Below are 15,574 nucleotides of genomic sequence, written 5' to 3'. Positions count from 1 at the left end.
TCAATCCCCAGGGGGAGCAACTCGCTGGTTCTTCTTGCGACGCTGCGGTGCCACCAGACACCGCAGCGCGTTGGGCGCAGGGCCGAGGATCAGCGGTTGTACGCTGTCTCGCCGTGCGAGGTGATGTCCAGACCTTCGCGTTCGGCTTCTTCCGAGACACGCAGGCCCACCAGCAGATCAGCGATCTTGTAGGCGATGAAGGCCACCACGCCAGACCACACGATGGTGAACAGCACGCTCTTGACCTGGATCCACACCTGGGCGCCCATGGCGAAGGTGTCGGGGGCCAGGCCGCCGGTGCCGCCCAGGCTTTGCGCGGCAAACACACCGGTCAGGATGGCACCCACGATGCCGCCCACGCCGTGCACGCCGAACACGTCAAACGCGTCGTCCACGTTCAGCAGGCGCTTGAGGCCACTCACACCCCACAGGCAGACCACACCGGAGATCAGGCCGATCACGATGGAACCCATGGGGCCCACGAACCCGGCCGCTGGCGTCACGGCCACGAGGCCCGCCACCGCACCAGAGGCCGCGCCCAGCATGGAGCCCTTGCCCTTGTGCAGCGCTTCGCCGGCGATCCAGGACAGCGTGGCGGCTGCAGTGGCCAGCACGGTGTTGATGAACGCCAGACCGGCGTTGGCGTTGGCAGCGCCGGCAGAGCCTGCGTTGAAGCCGAACCAGCCCACCCACAGCAGCGAGGCACCCACCATCGTCAGCGTCAGGCTGTGGGGCGTGAGGGCTTCCTTGCCGTAACCGATGCGCTTGCCCACCATGTACGCGCCCACCAGGCCGGCGATACCGGCGTTGATGTGCACCACGGTGCCGCCGGCAAAGTCCAGCGCGCCATCGGCTGCCAGCAGGCCGCCACCCCACACGATGTGGGCCATGGGCACGTAGCTGAAGGTGAACCACAGCACCGAGAAGATGAGCACGGCGGCGAACTTGATGCGCTCGGCAAACGAGCCCACGATCAGTGCCACGGTGATGGCGGCAAACGTGCCCTGGAACGCGATGAACACGTACTCGGGAATGGTGGCCAGCGCACCAAAAGTCTCCTGGTTCACGCCCTTGAGGAAGATCTTGTCCAGCCCGCCCAGGAACTTGCCTTCGCCCGAGAACGCCAGGCTGTAGCCATAGATGGCCCACAGCAGCGACACCAGCGAGAAGACCACGAACACCTGCATCAGCACCGACAGCATGTTCTTGCTGCGGCCCAGGCCGCCGTAGAACAGCGCGAGGCCGGGGATGGTCATGAGGATCACAAGCAGCGTGGAGGTCAGCATCCAGGCGGTGTCGCCGGAGTCGATCTTGGGCGCAGGCGCTTCAGCGGCAGCAGGCGCCTCGGCCGGAGCCGCTTGGGCAGCAACCGGGGCCGGTGCGGGTGCGGCAGCAGGAGCCTCGGCGGCGGCCGAGGCTGCCACAGCAGCTTCAGGCGCAGCGGGCGCCTGGGCCAGGGCTGCAGAGCCGAAGGACAGCAGACTGAGCCCGAGAATGAAGGAAGCAAACAGTTTTTTCATGGCGTTTCTCTTCTTGGATGGTTTGCGGCCGGGCCTTTACAGGGCTTCCTTGCCGGTTTCGCCAGTGCGGATGCGCACCACCTGCTCCAGGTGGGTCACGAAGATCTTGCCGTCGCCAATCTTGCCGGTGCGGGCGGCGCTTTCGATCGCTTCGATCACGCGGTCCACCAGGTCGTCGGCAATGGCGGCCTCGATCTTCACCTTGGGAAGAAAGTCCACCACGTACTCGGCACCGCGATACAGCTCGGTGTGGCCCTTCTGGCGGCCAAAGCCCTTCACCTCGGTCACTGTGATGCCTTGCACGCCGATGTCCGAAAGCGCTTCACGCACCTCGTCCAGCTTGAAGGGCTTGATGATGGCTGTCACCATTTTCATTTTCGATTCCTCCGGAACGGGCGCAGCGCGCCCATGGGGTTTGCTTACAGGGTTTTGGTCAGCGTGACGATCACGCGCGACTTGTTGACATCGCCAAAGTAGGCCTTCTTGTTGGCGCCCACCACGGCCGCGCCGAGCGAGAGGCCGTCACCGAAGTCATACGCGCCGCCCACGCTGTAGTCCATGTAGTTGGGTACGCCCTGGTCCTTGATGTCGCTGGAAAAGCGCGTGAAGCCCACCGTGGCCTTGACCGTGATGCTGGGCGCCACTTCGTGCGCAAACGTGAAGCCCAGGTAGCCGGTGTTGCGGCCCTTCAGGCCCGAGCCTGCCTTGGCGCCGGCCCAGCCGAAATAGTCCTTGGAAACGGTGTGCGAGTACTTGGCGCTGAAAGGGCCGAAGCTCACGCCGCCGTACAGCTCGGTGGTGTTGCCGGAGCTGTTGCCGGGGTAGATGTAGGTGAGCGCACCCACGTCCAGGTCCACATCGCCGGCCTTGAACTTGTAGCCGCCGTACAGGTCGGCCTCGAGCGAGTTGTTGGCAAGCCAGTCGACGCTGGAGTTCCAGTTGCCGACATACCAGCCGGTGTCGCCGAAGGCGTAGTCAAAACCGCCCTGCAGCGCGGGCTTGACGGCCTTGGACCTGGAGGCATCCTGGTCCTGGCCCCGGAACTTGTAGTTGGTGGTCAGGCTGACGTTGCCGCTGAGCTGGGCGTGGGCCAGCAGGGGCAGGGTTGCCACAAGGGCAACGCCGAGGGTCTTGATGATGGCGCGGGTCATGTTTCCTCCGGGTGGGACAAAGTAGGGACAAGCCCTTTAAGCACGGACCGTGCCACGCGCCGGTGCATGGCCCGCTCCCCGTTGCGTTGCGTTACAGCGAACCCCGCTACAGTGGCGGTGCGCGCCCGGTTCTGCCGCACCTTGCTGGTGCGCCTGTCCGGCACGCGGTGTCAAAAAACCATAAAACGCACCCATCTGGGGAGAAACCGCTTCATGAGTCTTGCTTTGGTGCAAAGCCGCGCCCTTCTGGGGCTGCAGGCGCCTTCCGTCACCGTGGAAGTGCATCTGGCCAATGGTCTGCCGAGCTTCACGCTGGTGGGCCTGGCCGAGGTGGAGGTGAAAGAGGCGCGCGAGCGCGTGCGCTCTGCGCTGCAGAACGCAGGACTGGAGTTCCCGCACAACAAGCGCATTAAATGTAGTCAAGCACTTTTTTAGCGATGTGTGCAAGGTAATTTCACACTCTCGAACCAGCTTGATATCAACGCAGTTGTTGTGGATAACTACCCGCGGCTCGCCGATTGTGGATAAGTGGCACCGTGTCAGAGGGCATGCCGGTCACGGACTGAATTTACGCACCGGCCGTTGCGGGCCCTCTAAACGCCTTGTTTTCGAAGATCCACCACCTGCTGCTGAACCACTTGGAGGAGTTCACGCACATCTTTTAGCTCGGTGGACTCCGCATAGGCCAGAGTCAAGAGAGTGAGTGGATGCACCTCCATCACGGAAGCAATCTCATCGACTTTCTTCAAGGTGGGATTCTTGATTCCCCTCTCCAGCCCGCTCATGTATGTGCGGCTGGAGACAACACCAAAGTCCTCTTGTGTAAGCCCCCGCGCAGTACGAACCAACCTGAGCACTTTTGGCAGGTGGTTTGAAGGAATGCGTCGGGAGGGCATCTCCCAATTACCGTCAAACGAATACCATAGGACTACAATCTATAGTGTTCATTTGATAGTTTTCCAATGATTTCCGTTTATGCCTCGGTGAAGGGCGCCATCGAAAGTAGTCAGGGTCTGCCGATTCCAGTCAGTACATTGGAAGACCGTACGTTGTACGTCCTAGTGGAATTGACTGCCCCAGTATTTAATGGTCGAACGACTTGCATGCTCAGCTCGGTTCACGATGTCACTGAGTTGGTGAATTTCTGCACCGTGCATGAGCACTACGTTTCATCTGCCCGGGTCATGACACCAGGCGAGATGAACAAGACTGGGGTTTGGATGCTTGATGAACTTGCCACCATTTGGGAGGCAGAAGAGCCGGAGTCACCGCGCTACAAGGCTCTGGTTTATGAGACGGCTGCTGGCAAACACTACGCACATTCGCAATTCGATACTCCGCTGGCCGAACTGGGACGGCGGGCATGCCTTGTTGAGTTCCCCGTCGAGCCCTTCACCTCGGGTGTTCGAGAAAGCCGTGTGCTACAGATGCCGTCTATGAATCGAGCCGGAGTTGTTCCACTGAGGTAAAGGAGAGCATTTGATCGTGTTGTGGAGGTCGATCCCTTAAGCAGCCCCACCAACATCCAGGACGATAGGGATCCCCGTTGCGCACATTGTTTTTGGATATCGATGGAGTCTTGCACCCCGAGCATTGCCACGATTCACGGCACTTTTGTTGTCTACCTGTGTTTGAGAAGGTGTTGCATAAAGTACCTGATTGCGAGGTCGTGATCACAAGCACTTGGCGCCTCACTGTGCCATTCCATGGCTTGCGTTCACGTTTCTCGCCGAACATGGCGCACCGAATTGTTGGCACTACGGGGAAATTTAGCAGTCTCGCAGACGTCCCCAGTTCACTGCTGAGCTATGAGCGCGAAGCGGAGTGCTACGCATGGTTGCGTAGGAATGACCGCGCTATCTTTCCATGGCTGGCTTTGGACGACCGCGCATGGCTTTTCCGACCATTCAATCGCTCCTTGTTTCTCGTGGATGGCAAGACCGGCATAACCACAGCTAGAGCCGATGAACTGATCGAGCGATTGCGCAACTTGTAAGCCAACTTGCGCCCAAGTTCCTGTTGTTCCCGATCTAGTGTAGTCAACACTGCACCGAAAAAAACCAGGATGTTTTCCTGAAGCGGTTTCTGACAATGCTGCCCAGTGACCCACGGCGGGCCAAAATACACAACTTAACTATAGATTGATAGTCGAATCTATAGTTAAGTTACTTCCAGGCATCATTGGAATCCCGGCCTGCAGCACGCGAAGTTGACCGCAAAACTGTTCAATTGCTGATTGAACAGAAGTCCGGACACACGAACGCGCACCGCCAAGCGGTTTCCTCTTCCGCATCAACTCCTGCACCAGCCTGTGATTCGCTTAACCACGCAAGCTCAACCTGACGGCGCGCCTTTATTGCACAATTCTTTGACTGCAGCCACGGGCAACTGCCCGTGGCAAGCCAACCCCTATTGCCGATGCCCTCCGCCCAACCAATTCAGTTGAACCGCTGCGGCCTCTGTGGAGCCACGAGCTACCGTCGGGTGGTCGAACGCGATGCCGCTGGAGCGATGAGATATGCCGACCGACTGGTGTGCTCTGGCTGCTCGCGCGAGTTCAAAGACTTGGCATCCTGGCGTACGGGCGCGCGAGAGATCTCTGCGCCTGCTTCTTCCAACCAATGAGCGGCACCTATCTCGTCTCCTCCTTCGCCGATAAAGATCGCGTCAAAGCCCTGGGCGCCCGGTGGGATCCCAGTCGCCGCCAGTGGTATGTGCCCCAAGGTCGTGAACTGGCCCCTTTTGCCCAGTGGCTGCCAGCTGACCATTCAGCCCCTACACCTTCATCCTCGCTTGTGGTGCCGCCCCCCGCTACAGCCCCGGTCTCATTGAGCCAGCGGGGGATGCCGCTGTCCCAGCTGCTGCAGGGGGTCTCGACGGCAGTGGCCCAAGCCTTCAAGTCAGGAGTGTGGGTCCTAGTGGAGGTGGTGGACACGCGGGTGCGCGGTGGCCATGTGTACTTGGAGGTCTCCGAGCGGGATACATCCGGGGTGATCACCGCCAAGGCCACTGCCATTATCTGGTCGAGCACTGCGAGCCGAATACTGCCCCAGTTTGAGGCCGCTACCGGAGCTCAGGTCGGGCCTGGGATCAAGCTGCTTGTTCGGGCGCGACCGGTGTTCAAACCCCAGCACGGCTTCAGCCTGGAAGTAGATGCCATTGACCCGAACTACACCCTCGGCGATCTTGAGGCGCGTAAGCGTGAGATCCGTGAACGCCTCCAACTCGAAGGACTGTTCGATCTCAACCGACAGTTGCCGACTCCTTGGGACTACAACTTGGTCCTGGTGGTTGCTCCGGAGGGTGGCGCTGGGCTAGGGGATTTCCAGGCGGAGGCACGAAGGCTGGAAGGCCTGAGCATCTGCCGGTTCGTCTATGTGCACAGTCGCTTCCAAGGGGACGGTGCCGCGGCTCAGATTCGATTGGAACTGCTAGGTGCCGTAGAGCGCATGCGGGAGGCTGGCGGTCTCCCCGATGCCGTGGCGATCATCCGGGGTGGCGGGGCCATCAATGACATGGCCTGGCTCAATGACTACGCGCTGGTGCGTACCATCTGTGAGACCGATGTGCCGGTCCTGACAGGCATTGGGCATGAACGGGACAACAGCGTACTGGATGAGGTCGCCAACATTCGCTTTGACACGCCCTCCAAGGTGATTGCCGGTATCGAGCGACTGATCCTGCAACGGGTCCAGGAAGCCAAGGGTCTGTACGCAGAAATCATCCAGGAGGTCACCCGTACGGTGGGCGGAGCCCGGCCCACCGTTGTTGAACACTTCACTGCCATAGAAGCCGGTGCACGCCAGGAGATTGCCCGCAGCCGCCAGCGGGCGTCGGAACTGTTGGCCCAGACCCGCTTGAATTCAGCTCAGGCCCTTCATGCGGCGGCAGAGCAGGCTACAACTCACCTCTACGAAGTGCGTCGCCTGGCAGCGCAGCAACTGAGCACAGCACGCAGCGAGGTTCCGGCCCTGCTCTCCGAGATCCGTGCTGAGTCCAAGCAGATACTTCAGGTCGCCCGCAACCAAGTCCAAGCCCACAAGGACATTGTGATCCACGGAGCTGCAGCCGATGTGCGTTACGTCAAGGACAGCACCGCCCACAACTTCGAAGACCTAGTCTCCCAAGCACGCAAGGTCCTCGCGGACGCAAGGACAGACACCCAGGCTCTAATGCGCGAGATCGCCGGGCAAGGGCCGGACAAGACATTGAGTCGGGGATTCGTGCTAGCGCGCGATGCTTCTGGCAAGGCCATTACCAGTGCGAACAGCGCCGAGACTCATATCACCATCCAGTTCAGAGACGGAATACGGGCCGCAGAGCTCACCCAGGACAGCAAGCCATGAGCGACAACACTTTCAAAGAATCGTACGGAGTACTGCAGCGACATGCCCAGACTCTGCGAAAACAGACAGAACCCAACATTGATGACCTGCTGAGCATCGTGGAGGAATCTGTGGCGGCCTACAAGGTCTGCCAGACGCGAATTGATGCGGTGGAGAAGGCGCTGGAGAAAGCCCTGGGTGGGGCGACGACGGGGACCACCGTAACTTCAGAGCCAGCCGCGACCAAGATCCCGGCCCCTGGTCAGGAACCCGATGACATTCCGTTCTGAAAGGAGAGCATGACCGCACCTCATCAACGAACTCACCGAAGGTCTATGGAGATGGCGGTAAGAGGCCTTTCATGCCCGTTGGCCAGGCACCAGATGTGACTGCGCCCCAGATCACATCACTTATGTCGTCAGATATGTGCACGAGGTCACGCGACGCGTTGACGGTCATCATTGTGCGCAAACTTGACTCGTCCTCTGGTGGCGTACACAGGCGATAGATTCGGCCTGATTCCGTCCTGACGGTCCTCTGCGCGAGGTCGATGCCGATCAATGAAGAGGTGACTCGAAACGATCCTGAAGCGACTTGCGCCGCTATGTGCAAGGTGCCGCTGCCCCGCCTCAAAATGCGCCAGTGATGCAATTCGACGGTTGGCTCCACCAGCACATCGCTGGCTGGGCGGTCGTTCGTGAAATAGATATACATGCCGGAACTCGTTATCTGGGCCGGTGGACCGCCAAAAGCACTTGGCCACGCGCGACCAGGGTGTCGGTCGGATTGAGCGACTCTTCAAAGCTAGTTTAGGACTAGTGAGGAACTACAGAGCCCGCAGTGCGCCTACGACGACGAGCTTTGCCGGACATCTAGGCGCTTGCGCTCTGCAGCCGAGGTTTGAGCGTCTCGGGTTCCCAGGAATGGTGGACCAGCGCTGCCGCGGTATCTTTGACCACAGCGTCGAGGCCCCAGTTGCGGCAGTTCGCCCCTTTAGACCCACAAGTTAAGCGTGCAGACTATCAAAGCTCGCAAAACTGCACTACTGTTGACATATCCAGTATGTACGATATTATTACAACCAGTGTGAGGATAACGAACACCTTCCAGGAGCTCAAAATGATCGAAAGTGACACAGTTGACCAGATACGACAGTCGCTTGAGAAATTCTGGGAGGAGGAGTCTCTCGGTTTGGATGCCGAGTCCACGTCTATTGATGGATTGGTCGCGGCCATGGACTCCATGACTGCTGTCTCCGCATTGATCGATATCGAGAAAATTGTGGGTATGGAACTTCCCACCGGTGAAGTTATTCGCCGCGGCGGTTACGACAGCATGAAGCAATTCATGGATGACTTGAGTACTCGTGTCATCCAATACGTCAAGGAGCACAGCAAATGAGCACTGACGATCAAAGTACACAGCGGGCACTGATGGCCAGCAGGCTGCGCGAGGCCCGCGAGTATCTCGGACTGTCTCAAGAAGAAGTGGCGAGCGCGCTAAATCTATCTCGCCCGGCCATCAGTAACATTGAGTCGGGCGTGCGTAAGGTCGAGTCGTTAGAACTGGAGCAGTTAGCCCGCTTGTACGGGAAAACGGTGGACTATCTCCTGAGAGGTGAAGCACCTGCAGCAGAAACAAAAGTTGCCTTCGCCGCCCGAGCACTACATGGACTATCTAGCAAGGACCTGGAAGAAGTCGCGCGTTTTGCAGAATTTCTGCGGACATCCGCCAGCAACAAAGGCTCACGGAGCAGCAAATGAGTTTGCGCGATCAACTTCTGGATGCTTCCAAGCGCGCCGCAGAGATTCTTGACGGTGCGCAAGCAAAGCGACGCGTTCAGGAAGACGGATATACGCGTGTTGATCCCGTGGCGATAGCCGAGGCTGGTGGGGTGCCAGTGATGATGCGGCCTCTGGAAAAGTTACTCGGGGCATTTCTTCAGCCCAACGGAATGCCGGGCATCCTGGTGAATTCACGGCGCCCCGTAGGCCTGCTGCACCTCACCTGCGCGCACGAACTGGGCCACTACTTCCTGGGGCATGACACCACGGCGGATGAGCACCTGGAGTACGGCGAAAAGGCGGCGCCCCACGAGCAGGCAGCCAACGAGTTTGCGTTCAAGCTATTGATGCCGCGCTGGCTGCTGCTCCATGTCATGCAGCGCAAAGGATGGGGGCGAAGCCATTTACAACATGCTGAGATCGTCTACCAACTCTCGCTGCGTCTTGGAGTGAGCTACCAAGCGATGGTGTGGCAGCTCAAACAGTTCAATTGGCTGGCGCCTAACGCGGCAACAGTCATGAACAGGGTGCAGCCTAGGGCAGTGAAAGAAGCAACTCTAGCCGGTGCCATCGAGATGCCCCGTAACGGCGGCGATGTCTGGCTCCTGGACCCTTCTGATCGCGATGTGGTGATCGAGCCTCGTGCAACGGATCGCTTTCTCCTGCGTCTCCCCAGCCATGCGGGGGCGGGCTATGTCTGGACAATGGATGAGGCGGCAGATGCGGGTTTCACCATCCGCCCCGTGCTCAGAGACGTGAGTCATGAGGCCAAACCTGCAGGGCCGGTCGTGACAGGTGCGCAGCGCGATATGCAGTACGTACTGGAACCGACAGAGGCTAGTACGGAAAGCACACATACACTCCCGGTGGCCTTGGCCGAACGCAGGCCCTGGGAGCCTCCCGGAGCAGAACTTGAACACTTGAGCCTGCGCGCGAAATATGAGGTACTTCCAGATGGCCTCAGTCTAGGAACGCGACAGCGTCATCTGCAGGAGGCCCTGCAAGGATGAGTATTCGACCTGTCGTAGACCTTTCCACGTCATTGGGACCGGCTCGGTCTCAAGGGCAGCGCAGCACCTGCATGGCTTTCGCCATGTCGGATCTCAATCGCGCGGAGAGCTCCGCGCCTAGCGTGCTCAGCGCTGAATTTCTGTACCAGGCGGCAGGGTCCATTTCTCCCGGATGGAAGATCGGCGAAGGCTTGCGATCGGTTGATGCCATCACGGTTACCAAAATGCCTGGACAACCTCTGGATGAGCATTTCCCGTATCAACTCAACGACCCTGTCATTGTCGGCATGCCCGCCTGCCCCGAAGGGCAACACCTGTACTGCAGCTCGATCAATTTGCATCAGCCCACCATGCAGGTGATCCTTGATGGCCTGTCCAACAACCAGATAGTTGGTTTGGTGGTTCGCGTCACTGAAGGCCTGTTCGCACCTATTGCCGGCGTTGTAGTCCATCAGGTAAGCGTCATTCCCGACGCGTACCACGCACTGCTCGCTGTGGGATGGGGTATGGACGTTGAGGGCAAGCGTTACTTACTGATCCGCAATAGCTGGGGGGTGGGCTGGGGCGTGGATGGGCACGCTTGGCTACCGGAAGATTTCGTCGATCTGCACGTTCTAGAAGCTTTTGGGAGATAGGAAATGAGTGGAATCATTACCGAAGATCGAATCGTTCCAGCCTGGCTCCAAGCGATGCGTCATCTGGAGCGGCATGACCGGCGTGACAGAAACATCCTCTTGGAGATCGCGGACCCGATGACTGTCCTGCCTAACGAGCGCGTAGCAATCGGCGTCGTTGATGATGCCCTCCGCAGGCATCAGAATCTAAGTGTTCAGACGGTGGCGGGCACAATTTTCCCCTATGCGCTGTACAAAAAGGTGGGAGCGGAGAAACTCACCGATAGGTTTCTTACGATCATGGATCGAGCCCAAGAACCAGGTACCTGGGGAACCTATGCAATGCGCCTTATGCGACGAGCAGGCAAGACGCCTGGCTCAATAATCAACCCGCTGGAATTGGTTACTCAAAAGCTGCGACGTGCGGCAGGGGCCGGGAAGGCATACACTTCCAACTACGAATTGGGCGTGCATGACGTCTCCGACATCGATGAGGACCGCGCATTCTGTGAGGTTCCTTTGTACGGCGCGGCTCGCGATGGGGCGATGGTCTCAAATTTTCCCTGCCTCAGCCACCTCACTTTCAAGCTTGTCAAAAAGCGAAGCTTGGAGCTCACGGCCATCTATCGCTCACACTACTATGCCCAGCGAGCACTCGGTAACTTGGTGGGTTTGAGCTATCTGCTGAGCTTCGTTTCGGCTGAGACGGGGATTCCCGCAGGGAGGCTGACATGCATCTCAACGGATGCTCACCTCGACTACGAAAGCTGGGGCGGTGTCGGTTCTGGTAAGGCAGTACTCGCCGGGGTTGAGGCGGCCATGAAAACCTCGCCGGCGGAACCTGCAACCGCAGTTGCTCAGAGCAGCGAGGTTTGCTCTCCGGCGTGAGCCACGGGGGGGCGGGGCAACCCATATAAACGACGGATGCCGTCGCGGAATTCTGTCACTCCGCCGTAGCTGGGGTGCCGGACGCACTCCACCTGGACACCGAACTGCGCGGCATAGTGTGCTGCATCCTGACCGATCGCGATAATGCGCCGAATGCCCAGCCAAGCGATCAGCTGACGATTCAACCCATCCGCAACGCGCAATTCCGCAGCCGTGAACTTGCGGTTCGTAAAGGCGTTGCCCGGCTCGTGTGGGTGAAAAGGGAACACGTTCCACAGTAACGGCGGCAGATCCAGCTGCGCCAAAACAGCCCATATCTCGGCCGCAGTCCGCTCGGCCACGGCAGGGCCAAGGGTGGACTTCTCAGGCTCAGCACCCGGGTAAATAGACGGGAATTGCATCAGCTGCATTTCGTCAGTGAGGGCCAAGCCAGTACGACGGCCGCCTCGGTAGCCGAGATCGCGCCCCATCCAGAGGGTGTCAATACCTATCGCCTGCGCCGCAGTGAGAAGCGTTCGTAGCCCGCGACGACGCATGGCCGCCGCATTTGACCGATCATGCACCTCACAGATGTCGGCGTAGGGGTTGAACACATTCGGCAGCTTCACTGCAGCGAGGGCTTGGACAAAACTGGTGGGAGTCATGCTGGCACTTTCACTTCCCGATCAAGGACGAATTCCAGAGAGCGATTTTCCATATCAACTTTCACGATACCCCGACCTGCAGATTTCAGCTGCCGGAACACCTCGAAGCCGCGAAGAATAGCGATTTCCCATTGCCATGTCGGGCACTCGGCTACTTCGTATCCCGTCACCATGCTGCGCACCTGCTTGAGCAGGCCAAACTCCAGCTCTCCCCTTGCCACGCCTTCGAAGAAATCTTTGCGTTCCTTTGCGTGGTTGAAGATCCAGGTGGCAATGCCTTCCTCAATGATGATCGCGCGTGCTCCGTCCTCATTCTCGTCAATTTCAGAGCGAGACTTTCGCTTGAGCTTGAGAAGTGCCCGCATGACGGGTGACCAGCCTAGATGTGCAACATAGGACAGGTGAAAAACGTCGTGGAAGCTGTACCCGTCTGGAACGTTGCTGTTGTCGGTAAGCGGATCACCAATATTGACGCCGCCCATCCGCTGTACAACGACCTTTCGCGACCCCACCTGACGCTCAACGAATTCGATCTCGAACTGGCGGGGAAAGCGTTCATACTCCTCGCAGTTGGTCGCATCGAACAGCCGATTGAACTCTGGATCCTTACCCGGCCAGCGGTCCCTAATTTTTCCGAGGTTCTCCCTTGCAATATCGGCGAGTTCTAGCTCAAAGCAGTATGCGATCAGCGCGAGCTGGGCCATCAGTCCGCCTAACGACTTGGCGACCGCTTCTGGCGAGAAAGCCTCCAACTCCTCCTGAGTATGCTCCGTCAACTGGCCACAACTCCCAGCCAATGCGCGAAGCAGCTTTTCTTTCTGGTCCTGGAGTTCCGCATGATGGACCTCCACGAGACCGTCAATCTCCTCGAAAGTCACGCCAGGCTTGGGCACCAGCGGAGCTTCGTTAAGGCGATCGCGCAGACTCATCATGCAGGACGTCGCCAGTACATCAGGTGCGACGCTGCGGTGGGTCGCCAAGCTCACGAGGTACCAGAGGGCGTCGCCGATTTCCTCGCCTGCAATCTGCGTTTTGGGTTCCTTCAGCTTGTCTCTGCGAGACTTTTTCAGAGCTGCGAGCAAGCCACCCACTTCTCCGAAGAGCCCGAAGCCCAGTTGGGTCAGCCCATCGGGCATTTGTCCAAATCGATCCGTATCGCCTGCCCGTTCAAAGTATTCAGCCACGGTAAGAGGAGGTTCTTTGATTTGGAGAGGCGACATATCAGGCGATCTCCAGCTGACGCGTGGAATGAGCATTCTCTGCAGCCAGTGTTGATTGCACCTTGAGCTCCGTTCGCAAGAGTTTTGCACTGGTGATGATCTGCTCCTTGGTACCCGGGAGTGCGCCAAGCAACAGGGCGCGCTCCCGAACGGCAGTAGTCACATCGTAGTGCGGATAGGACGCCTTGTGTTGAAACCAACGGCGCTGAAGTCCAAGAGTGGTAGCGAAAGCGTGGAGTTCGTCGAGAGACTCCGCGACAAGGTGGCACCACAGTTTGCCGCGCCACTGAATGCGCTCATTGTCAACGTAAACAGTCATCGTTCAATTCCCACCCTATTTTGTAATTTTTGCACATAATTCACACAATGCGCAAGAAGATCAAACCAACTCAATCTGAGACCATTGGTGCACGACTAAAGGCGGCGAGGTTGCGATCATTTCTCAGCATTTCCGAATTGAGTAGCGCAACCGGCGTGCACCATTCGCAGATCAGTCGCTGCGAACGCGGCAATTTCAAAACCTACAGCAAGAATGTGCAAAAGCTGTGCAATTTTCTGGATATCGCATACCCTGGTGTTACGGATCACCCGCGCGACCACAATGCCTTGACTGGACGTTTCGAGGCCATACTGAAATCACTGCCGAGCAGCGTCCCAGCATTCGCGCAGCTATTTGACTTGCTGGAAGGATCGGCAGCGGCAAGTCACTCAAAGAAACGTCTGTCGCCTTCGGAGCGGAGCTAAGTCCAACGCGAGACCGAAGAGTCGCTGGTCTACCTGACCAGGCAGTTGGCCGAACTGTCTGTTGCAGAGAGAGTCGGTGTTGAGGGCGCCAGGCCGATCTCACGTCCGCTGCAGTGTATGCGTCCGGCCATCCCATCTTGAAGCTTTCGACGTGATCGTGCATCGTCCCCACGATGGAGGATCGTGGAGACGATGGATCGAGTGTCGATAGATGAGCGCCCAATGCGGCGCGAGTACACGGGGCAGTTCAAGGACGCCGTCCTGGAGCAAACACGCCAGTCGGGAGCCTCAGTGTCAGCCGTGGCTTTGAGTCACGGCCTGAACCCAAACATGGTGCACCGCTGGCTGCGTGAGGCCCGCCAGCGCGTGGCCCTTGAGCGGTTGCGTATTCCGGTTCACTTGAACACTCAGTCTGGCTACATGACCACTTTGGGCATTCCGGTGATGATGACCCGTCAGTCCGGCACCATGAACACCTGCAGCAGGTATCCTCCGTCAACGGCCGCAAGCGGCCAGGAGCAGCCGGTCGCGATAGTTACCATTGGGCCTATGAATACGTTTTCCAATGCCTTTCGCGCTGAAGTTGTTCGTATGGCTCGCAGGGAGCTCAAGCCTGAACTTCAGGGTATGCGCAAAGCGATCAATGGCCATCGCTCAGAGATCGCAGCTCTGAAGCGAGAGGTCAAGGCACTGACTTCCCAGCTCAAAGCCACTCAACGGCAGGTCAAGGCAACGGATGCGCCCAAAGTCAAGGCAGTGGCAGAAGACGCCACTCCCAAGAGATCAAAGCAGCTCCAGTTCGATGCTCAGGTGTTGATCGAGAAACGCGCGGCACTCGGCATCACACAGAAACAGATGGCCCAAATGCTGGGTGCTTCCTCGCTGTCGGTCTACAAGTGGGAGACCGGCCAAGTCCATCCACGGGCCGCGCAGTTGGAGCGCATCGCTGCAGTGCTCAAGCTGGGCAAGCGCAAGGCGCTGGCACTGCTCAATCAGCAGTAAACGGCGAATGGTGGGCCGGACTGTCCCAACTATGTACTCAGCGGCGACGATATGTACGTCCAGATGACTAGCCATTGACTGCTTCAGGCTGTTGTGAGTCGTTCGAGGTTCACGGGTTGGGCGGACCTTTGTCGCCAAGAACGCTCGGTGAGCGCCGTCGAGCTCACTGGCTGATCACTCCCTCGAGTTTGCTTATCGTCAACAGCGTCGCCACTTGAACGGCTCGAACGATCTCTTCTGCAAAGTGCGGCCGGTCTAATCAGTCAAGCCTGGTGAATATCTGCATTCCTCAATTACCTTGCTGCTCTTCCGGAAGCAAGTCCCGCAGCCGGTTGCAAATGGTCCGAACCGTGTCCCACTGTTCCGACTGCCCTGACCTGTCCCCGCTCGCCGGCCGGTGTCCAGCAACCGGGTAGCCTAAACCTAGTCTTTCATAACCGCGCGCTTCTCGTTCAGATAGTTGAACATCCCGCGCAGGATGTCGGGAATACTGAATGGGATTGCGAAGCGGATGTCGTTGAGCTTTTTAAGCTCGGTATGGGGGCGCTCTTGCACAGAGGAGTTGATGAATTTTTGCTCGCGCGCCAGCACGTCCATAATCATGTTGCGTTCACCAACGACTGCTTTGCGATACCTCAGTGCTGGTCAGAGAGTCCAACGTGGTTCTGCGAT

At 58.5% G+C, this 15,574-nt stretch carries 19 protein-coding genes and 1 pseudogene; 12 read left to right on the top strand and 8 right to left on the bottom strand.

What is annotated here, in order from left to right; all coding sequences use genetic code 11:
• Positions 1-89: 89 nt before the first annotated feature.
• The 3 genes from amt to AAFF19_RS02445 are packed head-to-tail and all read right to left on the bottom strand — an operon-like array spanning position 90 to position 2,671.
• The gene (gene amt, locus AAFF19_RS02455) at positions 90-1,520 is read right to left on the bottom strand and encodes an ammonium transporter (RefSeq protein WP_182120902.1); all 1,431 of its coding nucleotides are present in this window, start codon (positions 1,518-1,520) and stop codon (positions 90-92) included.
• Positions 1,521-1,556: 36 nt separating this feature from the next.
• Positions 1,557-1,895: a P-II family nitrogen regulator gene (gene glnK, locus AAFF19_RS02450; RefSeq protein WP_008903677.1), complete on the bottom strand. Its 339-nt coding sequence runs from the start codon at positions 1,893-1,895 to the stop codon at positions 1,557-1,559.
• Between the two features lie 44 nt (positions 1,896-1,939).
• On the bottom strand, positions 1,940-2,671 hold the full coding sequence (locus AAFF19_RS02445) for a TorF family putative porin (protein ID WP_008903678.1): 732 nt from the start codon (positions 2,669-2,671) through the stop codon (positions 1,940-1,942).
• Positions 2,672-2,884: 213 nt separating this feature from the next.
• Here AAFF19_RS02445 and AAFF19_RS02440 point away from each other — a divergent pair.
• Positions 2,885-3,082 (top strand): annotated as a pseudogene (locus AAFF19_RS02440) (magnesium chelatase domain-containing protein); the annotation flags it as partial.
• A 182-nt stretch (positions 3,083-3,264) separates the two neighbouring features.
• On the opposite strand, the gene AAFF19_RS02435 reads toward AAFF19_RS02440, so the two are convergent.
• Positions 3,265-3,567: a helix-turn-helix transcriptional regulator gene (locus tag AAFF19_RS02435; RefSeq protein WP_342721224.1), complete on the bottom strand. Its 303-nt coding sequence runs from the start codon at positions 3,565-3,567 to the stop codon at positions 3,265-3,267.
• Positions 3,568-3,633: 66 nt separating this feature from the next.
• On the opposite strand from AAFF19_RS02435, the gene AAFF19_RS02430 reads away from it, so the two are divergent.
• From AAFF19_RS02430 to AAFF19_RS02390, 9 genes are all read left to right on the top strand, one after another.
• Positions 3,634-4,140, top strand: a complete 507-nt coding sequence (locus AAFF19_RS02430) for a hypothetical protein (RefSeq protein WP_342721223.1) — start codon at positions 3,634-3,636, stop codon at positions 4,138-4,140.
• Positions 4,141-4,217: 77 nt separating this feature from the next.
• Entirely contained in the window at positions 4,218-4,667 is a 450-nt protein-coding gene (locus AAFF19_RS02425; RefSeq protein ID WP_342721221.1) for an HAD domain-containing protein, read from the top strand.
• A 625-nt stretch (positions 4,668-5,292) separates the two neighbouring features.
• Positions 5,293-7,017, top strand: a complete 1,725-nt coding sequence (xseA, locus tag AAFF19_RS02420; RefSeq protein ID WP_342721220.1) for an exodeoxyribonuclease VII large subunit — start codon at positions 5,293-5,295, stop codon at positions 7,015-7,017.
• On the top strand, positions 7,014-7,286 hold the full coding sequence (gene xseB, locus AAFF19_RS02415; protein ID WP_342721219.1) for an exodeoxyribonuclease VII small subunit: 273 nt from the start codon (positions 7,014-7,016) through the stop codon (positions 7,284-7,286). Before xseA ends, xseB begins: the two co-directional genes overlap by 4 nt.
• Before the next feature lie 829 nt (positions 7,287-8,115).
• A complete protein-coding gene (locus AAFF19_RS02410) occupies positions 8,116-8,397 on the top strand; it encodes a hypothetical protein (protein WP_342721218.1) in 282 nt (93 codons plus the stop codon).
• Positions 8,394-8,759, top strand: coding sequence for a helix-turn-helix transcriptional regulator (locus tag AAFF19_RS02405; RefSeq protein WP_342721217.1), 366 nt, complete (start codon positions 8,394-8,396; stop codon positions 8,757-8,759). The genes AAFF19_RS02410 and AAFF19_RS02405 overlap by 4 nt, the downstream gene beginning before the upstream one ends.
• Positions 8,756-9,790 carry an ImmA/IrrE family metallo-endopeptidase gene (locus tag AAFF19_RS02400; protein ID WP_342721216.1) on the top strand — a complete coding sequence of 345 codons (1,035 nt, stop codon included), beginning with the start codon at positions 8,756-8,758 and terminating at the stop codon, positions 9,788-9,790. Before AAFF19_RS02405 ends, AAFF19_RS02400 begins: the two co-directional genes overlap by 4 nt.
• The gene (locus tag AAFF19_RS02395) at positions 9,787-10,425 is read left to right on the top strand and encodes a C1 family peptidase (RefSeq protein ID WP_342721215.1); all 639 of its coding nucleotides are present in this window, start codon (positions 9,787-9,789) and stop codon (positions 10,423-10,425) included. Before AAFF19_RS02400 ends, AAFF19_RS02395 begins: the two co-directional genes overlap by 4 nt.
• A gap of 3 nt (positions 10,426-10,428) precedes the next feature.
• Entirely contained in the window at positions 10,429-11,292 is an 864-nt protein-coding gene (locus tag AAFF19_RS02390) for a hypothetical protein (protein ID WP_342721214.1), read from the top strand.
• Here the strand turns inward: AAFF19_RS02390 and AAFF19_RS02385 are convergent.
• Genes AAFF19_RS02385 through AAFF19_RS02375 form a run of 3 tightly spaced genes read right to left on the bottom strand, consistent with a single transcriptional unit; the run spans position 11,262 to position 13,475 of the window.
• Positions 11,262-11,936, bottom strand: a complete 675-nt coding sequence (locus tag AAFF19_RS02385; protein ID WP_342721213.1) for a uracil-DNA glycosylase — start codon at positions 11,934-11,936, stop codon at positions 11,262-11,264. The genes AAFF19_RS02390 and AAFF19_RS02385 overlap by 31 nt on opposite strands.
• Positions 11,933-13,156, bottom strand: coding sequence for a nucleoside triphosphate pyrophosphohydrolase family protein (locus tag AAFF19_RS02380; protein ID WP_342721212.1), 1,224 nt, complete (start codon positions 13,154-13,156; stop codon positions 11,933-11,935). Before AAFF19_RS02380 ends, AAFF19_RS02385 begins: the two co-directional genes overlap by 4 nt.
• 1 nt (position 13,157) lies before the next feature.
• Entirely contained in the window at positions 13,158-13,475 is a 318-nt protein-coding gene (locus AAFF19_RS02375) for a DUF4031 domain-containing protein (protein ID WP_342721211.1), read from the bottom strand.
• 47 nt (positions 13,476-13,522) lie between these two features.
• Between AAFF19_RS02375 and AAFF19_RS02370 the strand changes: the two genes are divergently transcribed.
• Complete coding sequence (locus AAFF19_RS02370) at positions 13,523-13,900, top strand: helix-turn-helix transcriptional regulator (protein WP_342721210.1); 378 nt, start codon at positions 13,523-13,525, stop codon at positions 13,898-13,900.
• 192 nt (positions 13,901-14,092) lie between these two features.
• Entirely contained in the window at positions 14,093-14,902 is an 810-nt protein-coding gene (locus AAFF19_RS02365; RefSeq protein WP_342721817.1) for a helix-turn-helix domain-containing protein, read from the top strand.
• Between the two features lie 423 nt (positions 14,903-15,325).
• On the opposite strand, the gene AAFF19_RS02360 is transcribed toward AAFF19_RS02365, so the two are convergent.
• Positions 15,326-15,505 carry a hypothetical protein gene (locus AAFF19_RS02360; RefSeq protein ID WP_342721209.1) on the bottom strand — a complete coding sequence of 60 codons (180 nt, stop codon included), beginning with the start codon at positions 15,503-15,505 and terminating at the stop codon, positions 15,326-15,328.
• Between the last annotated feature and the right edge of the window lie 69 nt (positions 15,506-15,574).

It is taken from the genome of Acidovorax sp. FHTAMBA (genome assembly GCF_038958875.1).
In the GTDB taxonomy this organism is placed as follows: domain Bacteria; phylum Pseudomonadota; class Gammaproteobacteria; order Burkholderiales; family Burkholderiaceae_C; genus Acidovorax.
This window is presented reverse-complemented; position numbering and strand designations above follow the sequence as displayed.

Excerpts from the sequence above, each read along its gene's own strand:
- amt (WP_182120902.1), bottom strand. The coding sequence starts at position 1,520 with ATGAAAAAACTGTTTGCTTCCTTCATTCTCGGGCTCAGTCTGCTGTCC.
- glnK (WP_008903677.1), bottom strand. The coding sequence starts at position 1,895 with ATGAAAATGGTGACAGCCATCATCAAGCCCTTCAAGCTGGACGAGGTG.
- AAFF19_RS02445 (WP_008903678.1), bottom strand. The coding sequence starts at position 2,671 with ATGACCCGCGCCATCATCAAGACCCTCGGCGTTGCCCTTGTGGCAACC.
- AAFF19_RS02435 (WP_342721224.1), bottom strand. The coding sequence starts at position 3,567 with ATGCCCTCCCGACGCATTCCTTCAAACCACCTGCCAAAAGTGCTCAGG.
- AAFF19_RS02430 (WP_342721223.1), top strand. The coding sequence starts at position 3,634 with ATGATTTCCGTTTATGCCTCGGTGAAGGGCGCCATCGAAAGTAGTCAG.
- xseA (WP_342721220.1), top strand. The coding sequence starts at position 5,293 with ATGAGCGGCACCTATCTCGTCTCCTCCTTCGCCGATAAAGATCGCGTC.
- xseB (WP_342721219.1), top strand. The coding sequence starts at position 7,014 with ATGAGCGACAACACTTTCAAAGAATCGTACGGAGTACTGCAGCGACAT.
- AAFF19_RS02410 (WP_342721218.1), top strand. The coding sequence starts at position 8,116 with ATGATCGAAAGTGACACAGTTGACCAGATACGACAGTCGCTTGAGAAA.
- AAFF19_RS02405 (WP_342721217.1), top strand. The coding sequence starts at position 8,394 with ATGAGCACTGACGATCAAAGTACACAGCGGGCACTGATGGCCAGCAGG.
- AAFF19_RS02400 (WP_342721216.1), top strand. The coding sequence starts at position 8,756 with ATGAGTTTGCGCGATCAACTTCTGGATGCTTCCAAGCGCGCCGCAGAG.
- AAFF19_RS02395 (WP_342721215.1), top strand. The coding sequence starts at position 9,787 with ATGAGTATTCGACCTGTCGTAGACCTTTCCACGTCATTGGGACCGGCT.
- AAFF19_RS02390 (WP_342721214.1), top strand. The coding sequence starts at position 10,429 with ATGAGTGGAATCATTACCGAAGATCGAATCGTTCCAGCCTGGCTCCAA.
- AAFF19_RS02385 (WP_342721213.1), bottom strand. The coding sequence starts at position 11,936 with ATGACTCCCACCAGTTTTGTCCAAGCCCTCGCTGCAGTGAAGCTGCCG.
- AAFF19_RS02380 (WP_342721212.1), bottom strand. The coding sequence starts at position 13,156 with ATGTCGCCTCTCCAAATCAAAGAACCTCCTCTTACCGTGGCTGAATAC.
- AAFF19_RS02375 (WP_342721211.1), bottom strand. The coding sequence starts at position 13,475 with ATGACTGTTTACGTTGACAATGAGCGCATTCAGTGGCGCGGCAAACTG.
- AAFF19_RS02370 (WP_342721210.1), top strand. The coding sequence starts at position 13,523 with ATGCGCAAGAAGATCAAACCAACTCAATCTGAGACCATTGGTGCACGA.
- AAFF19_RS02365 (WP_342721817.1), top strand. The coding sequence starts at position 14,093 with ATGGATCGAGTGTCGATAGATGAGCGCCCAATGCGGCGCGAGTACACG.
- AAFF19_RS02360 (WP_342721209.1), bottom strand. The coding sequence starts at position 15,505 with ATGATTATGGACGTGCTGGCGCGCGAGCAAAAATTCATCAACTCCTCT.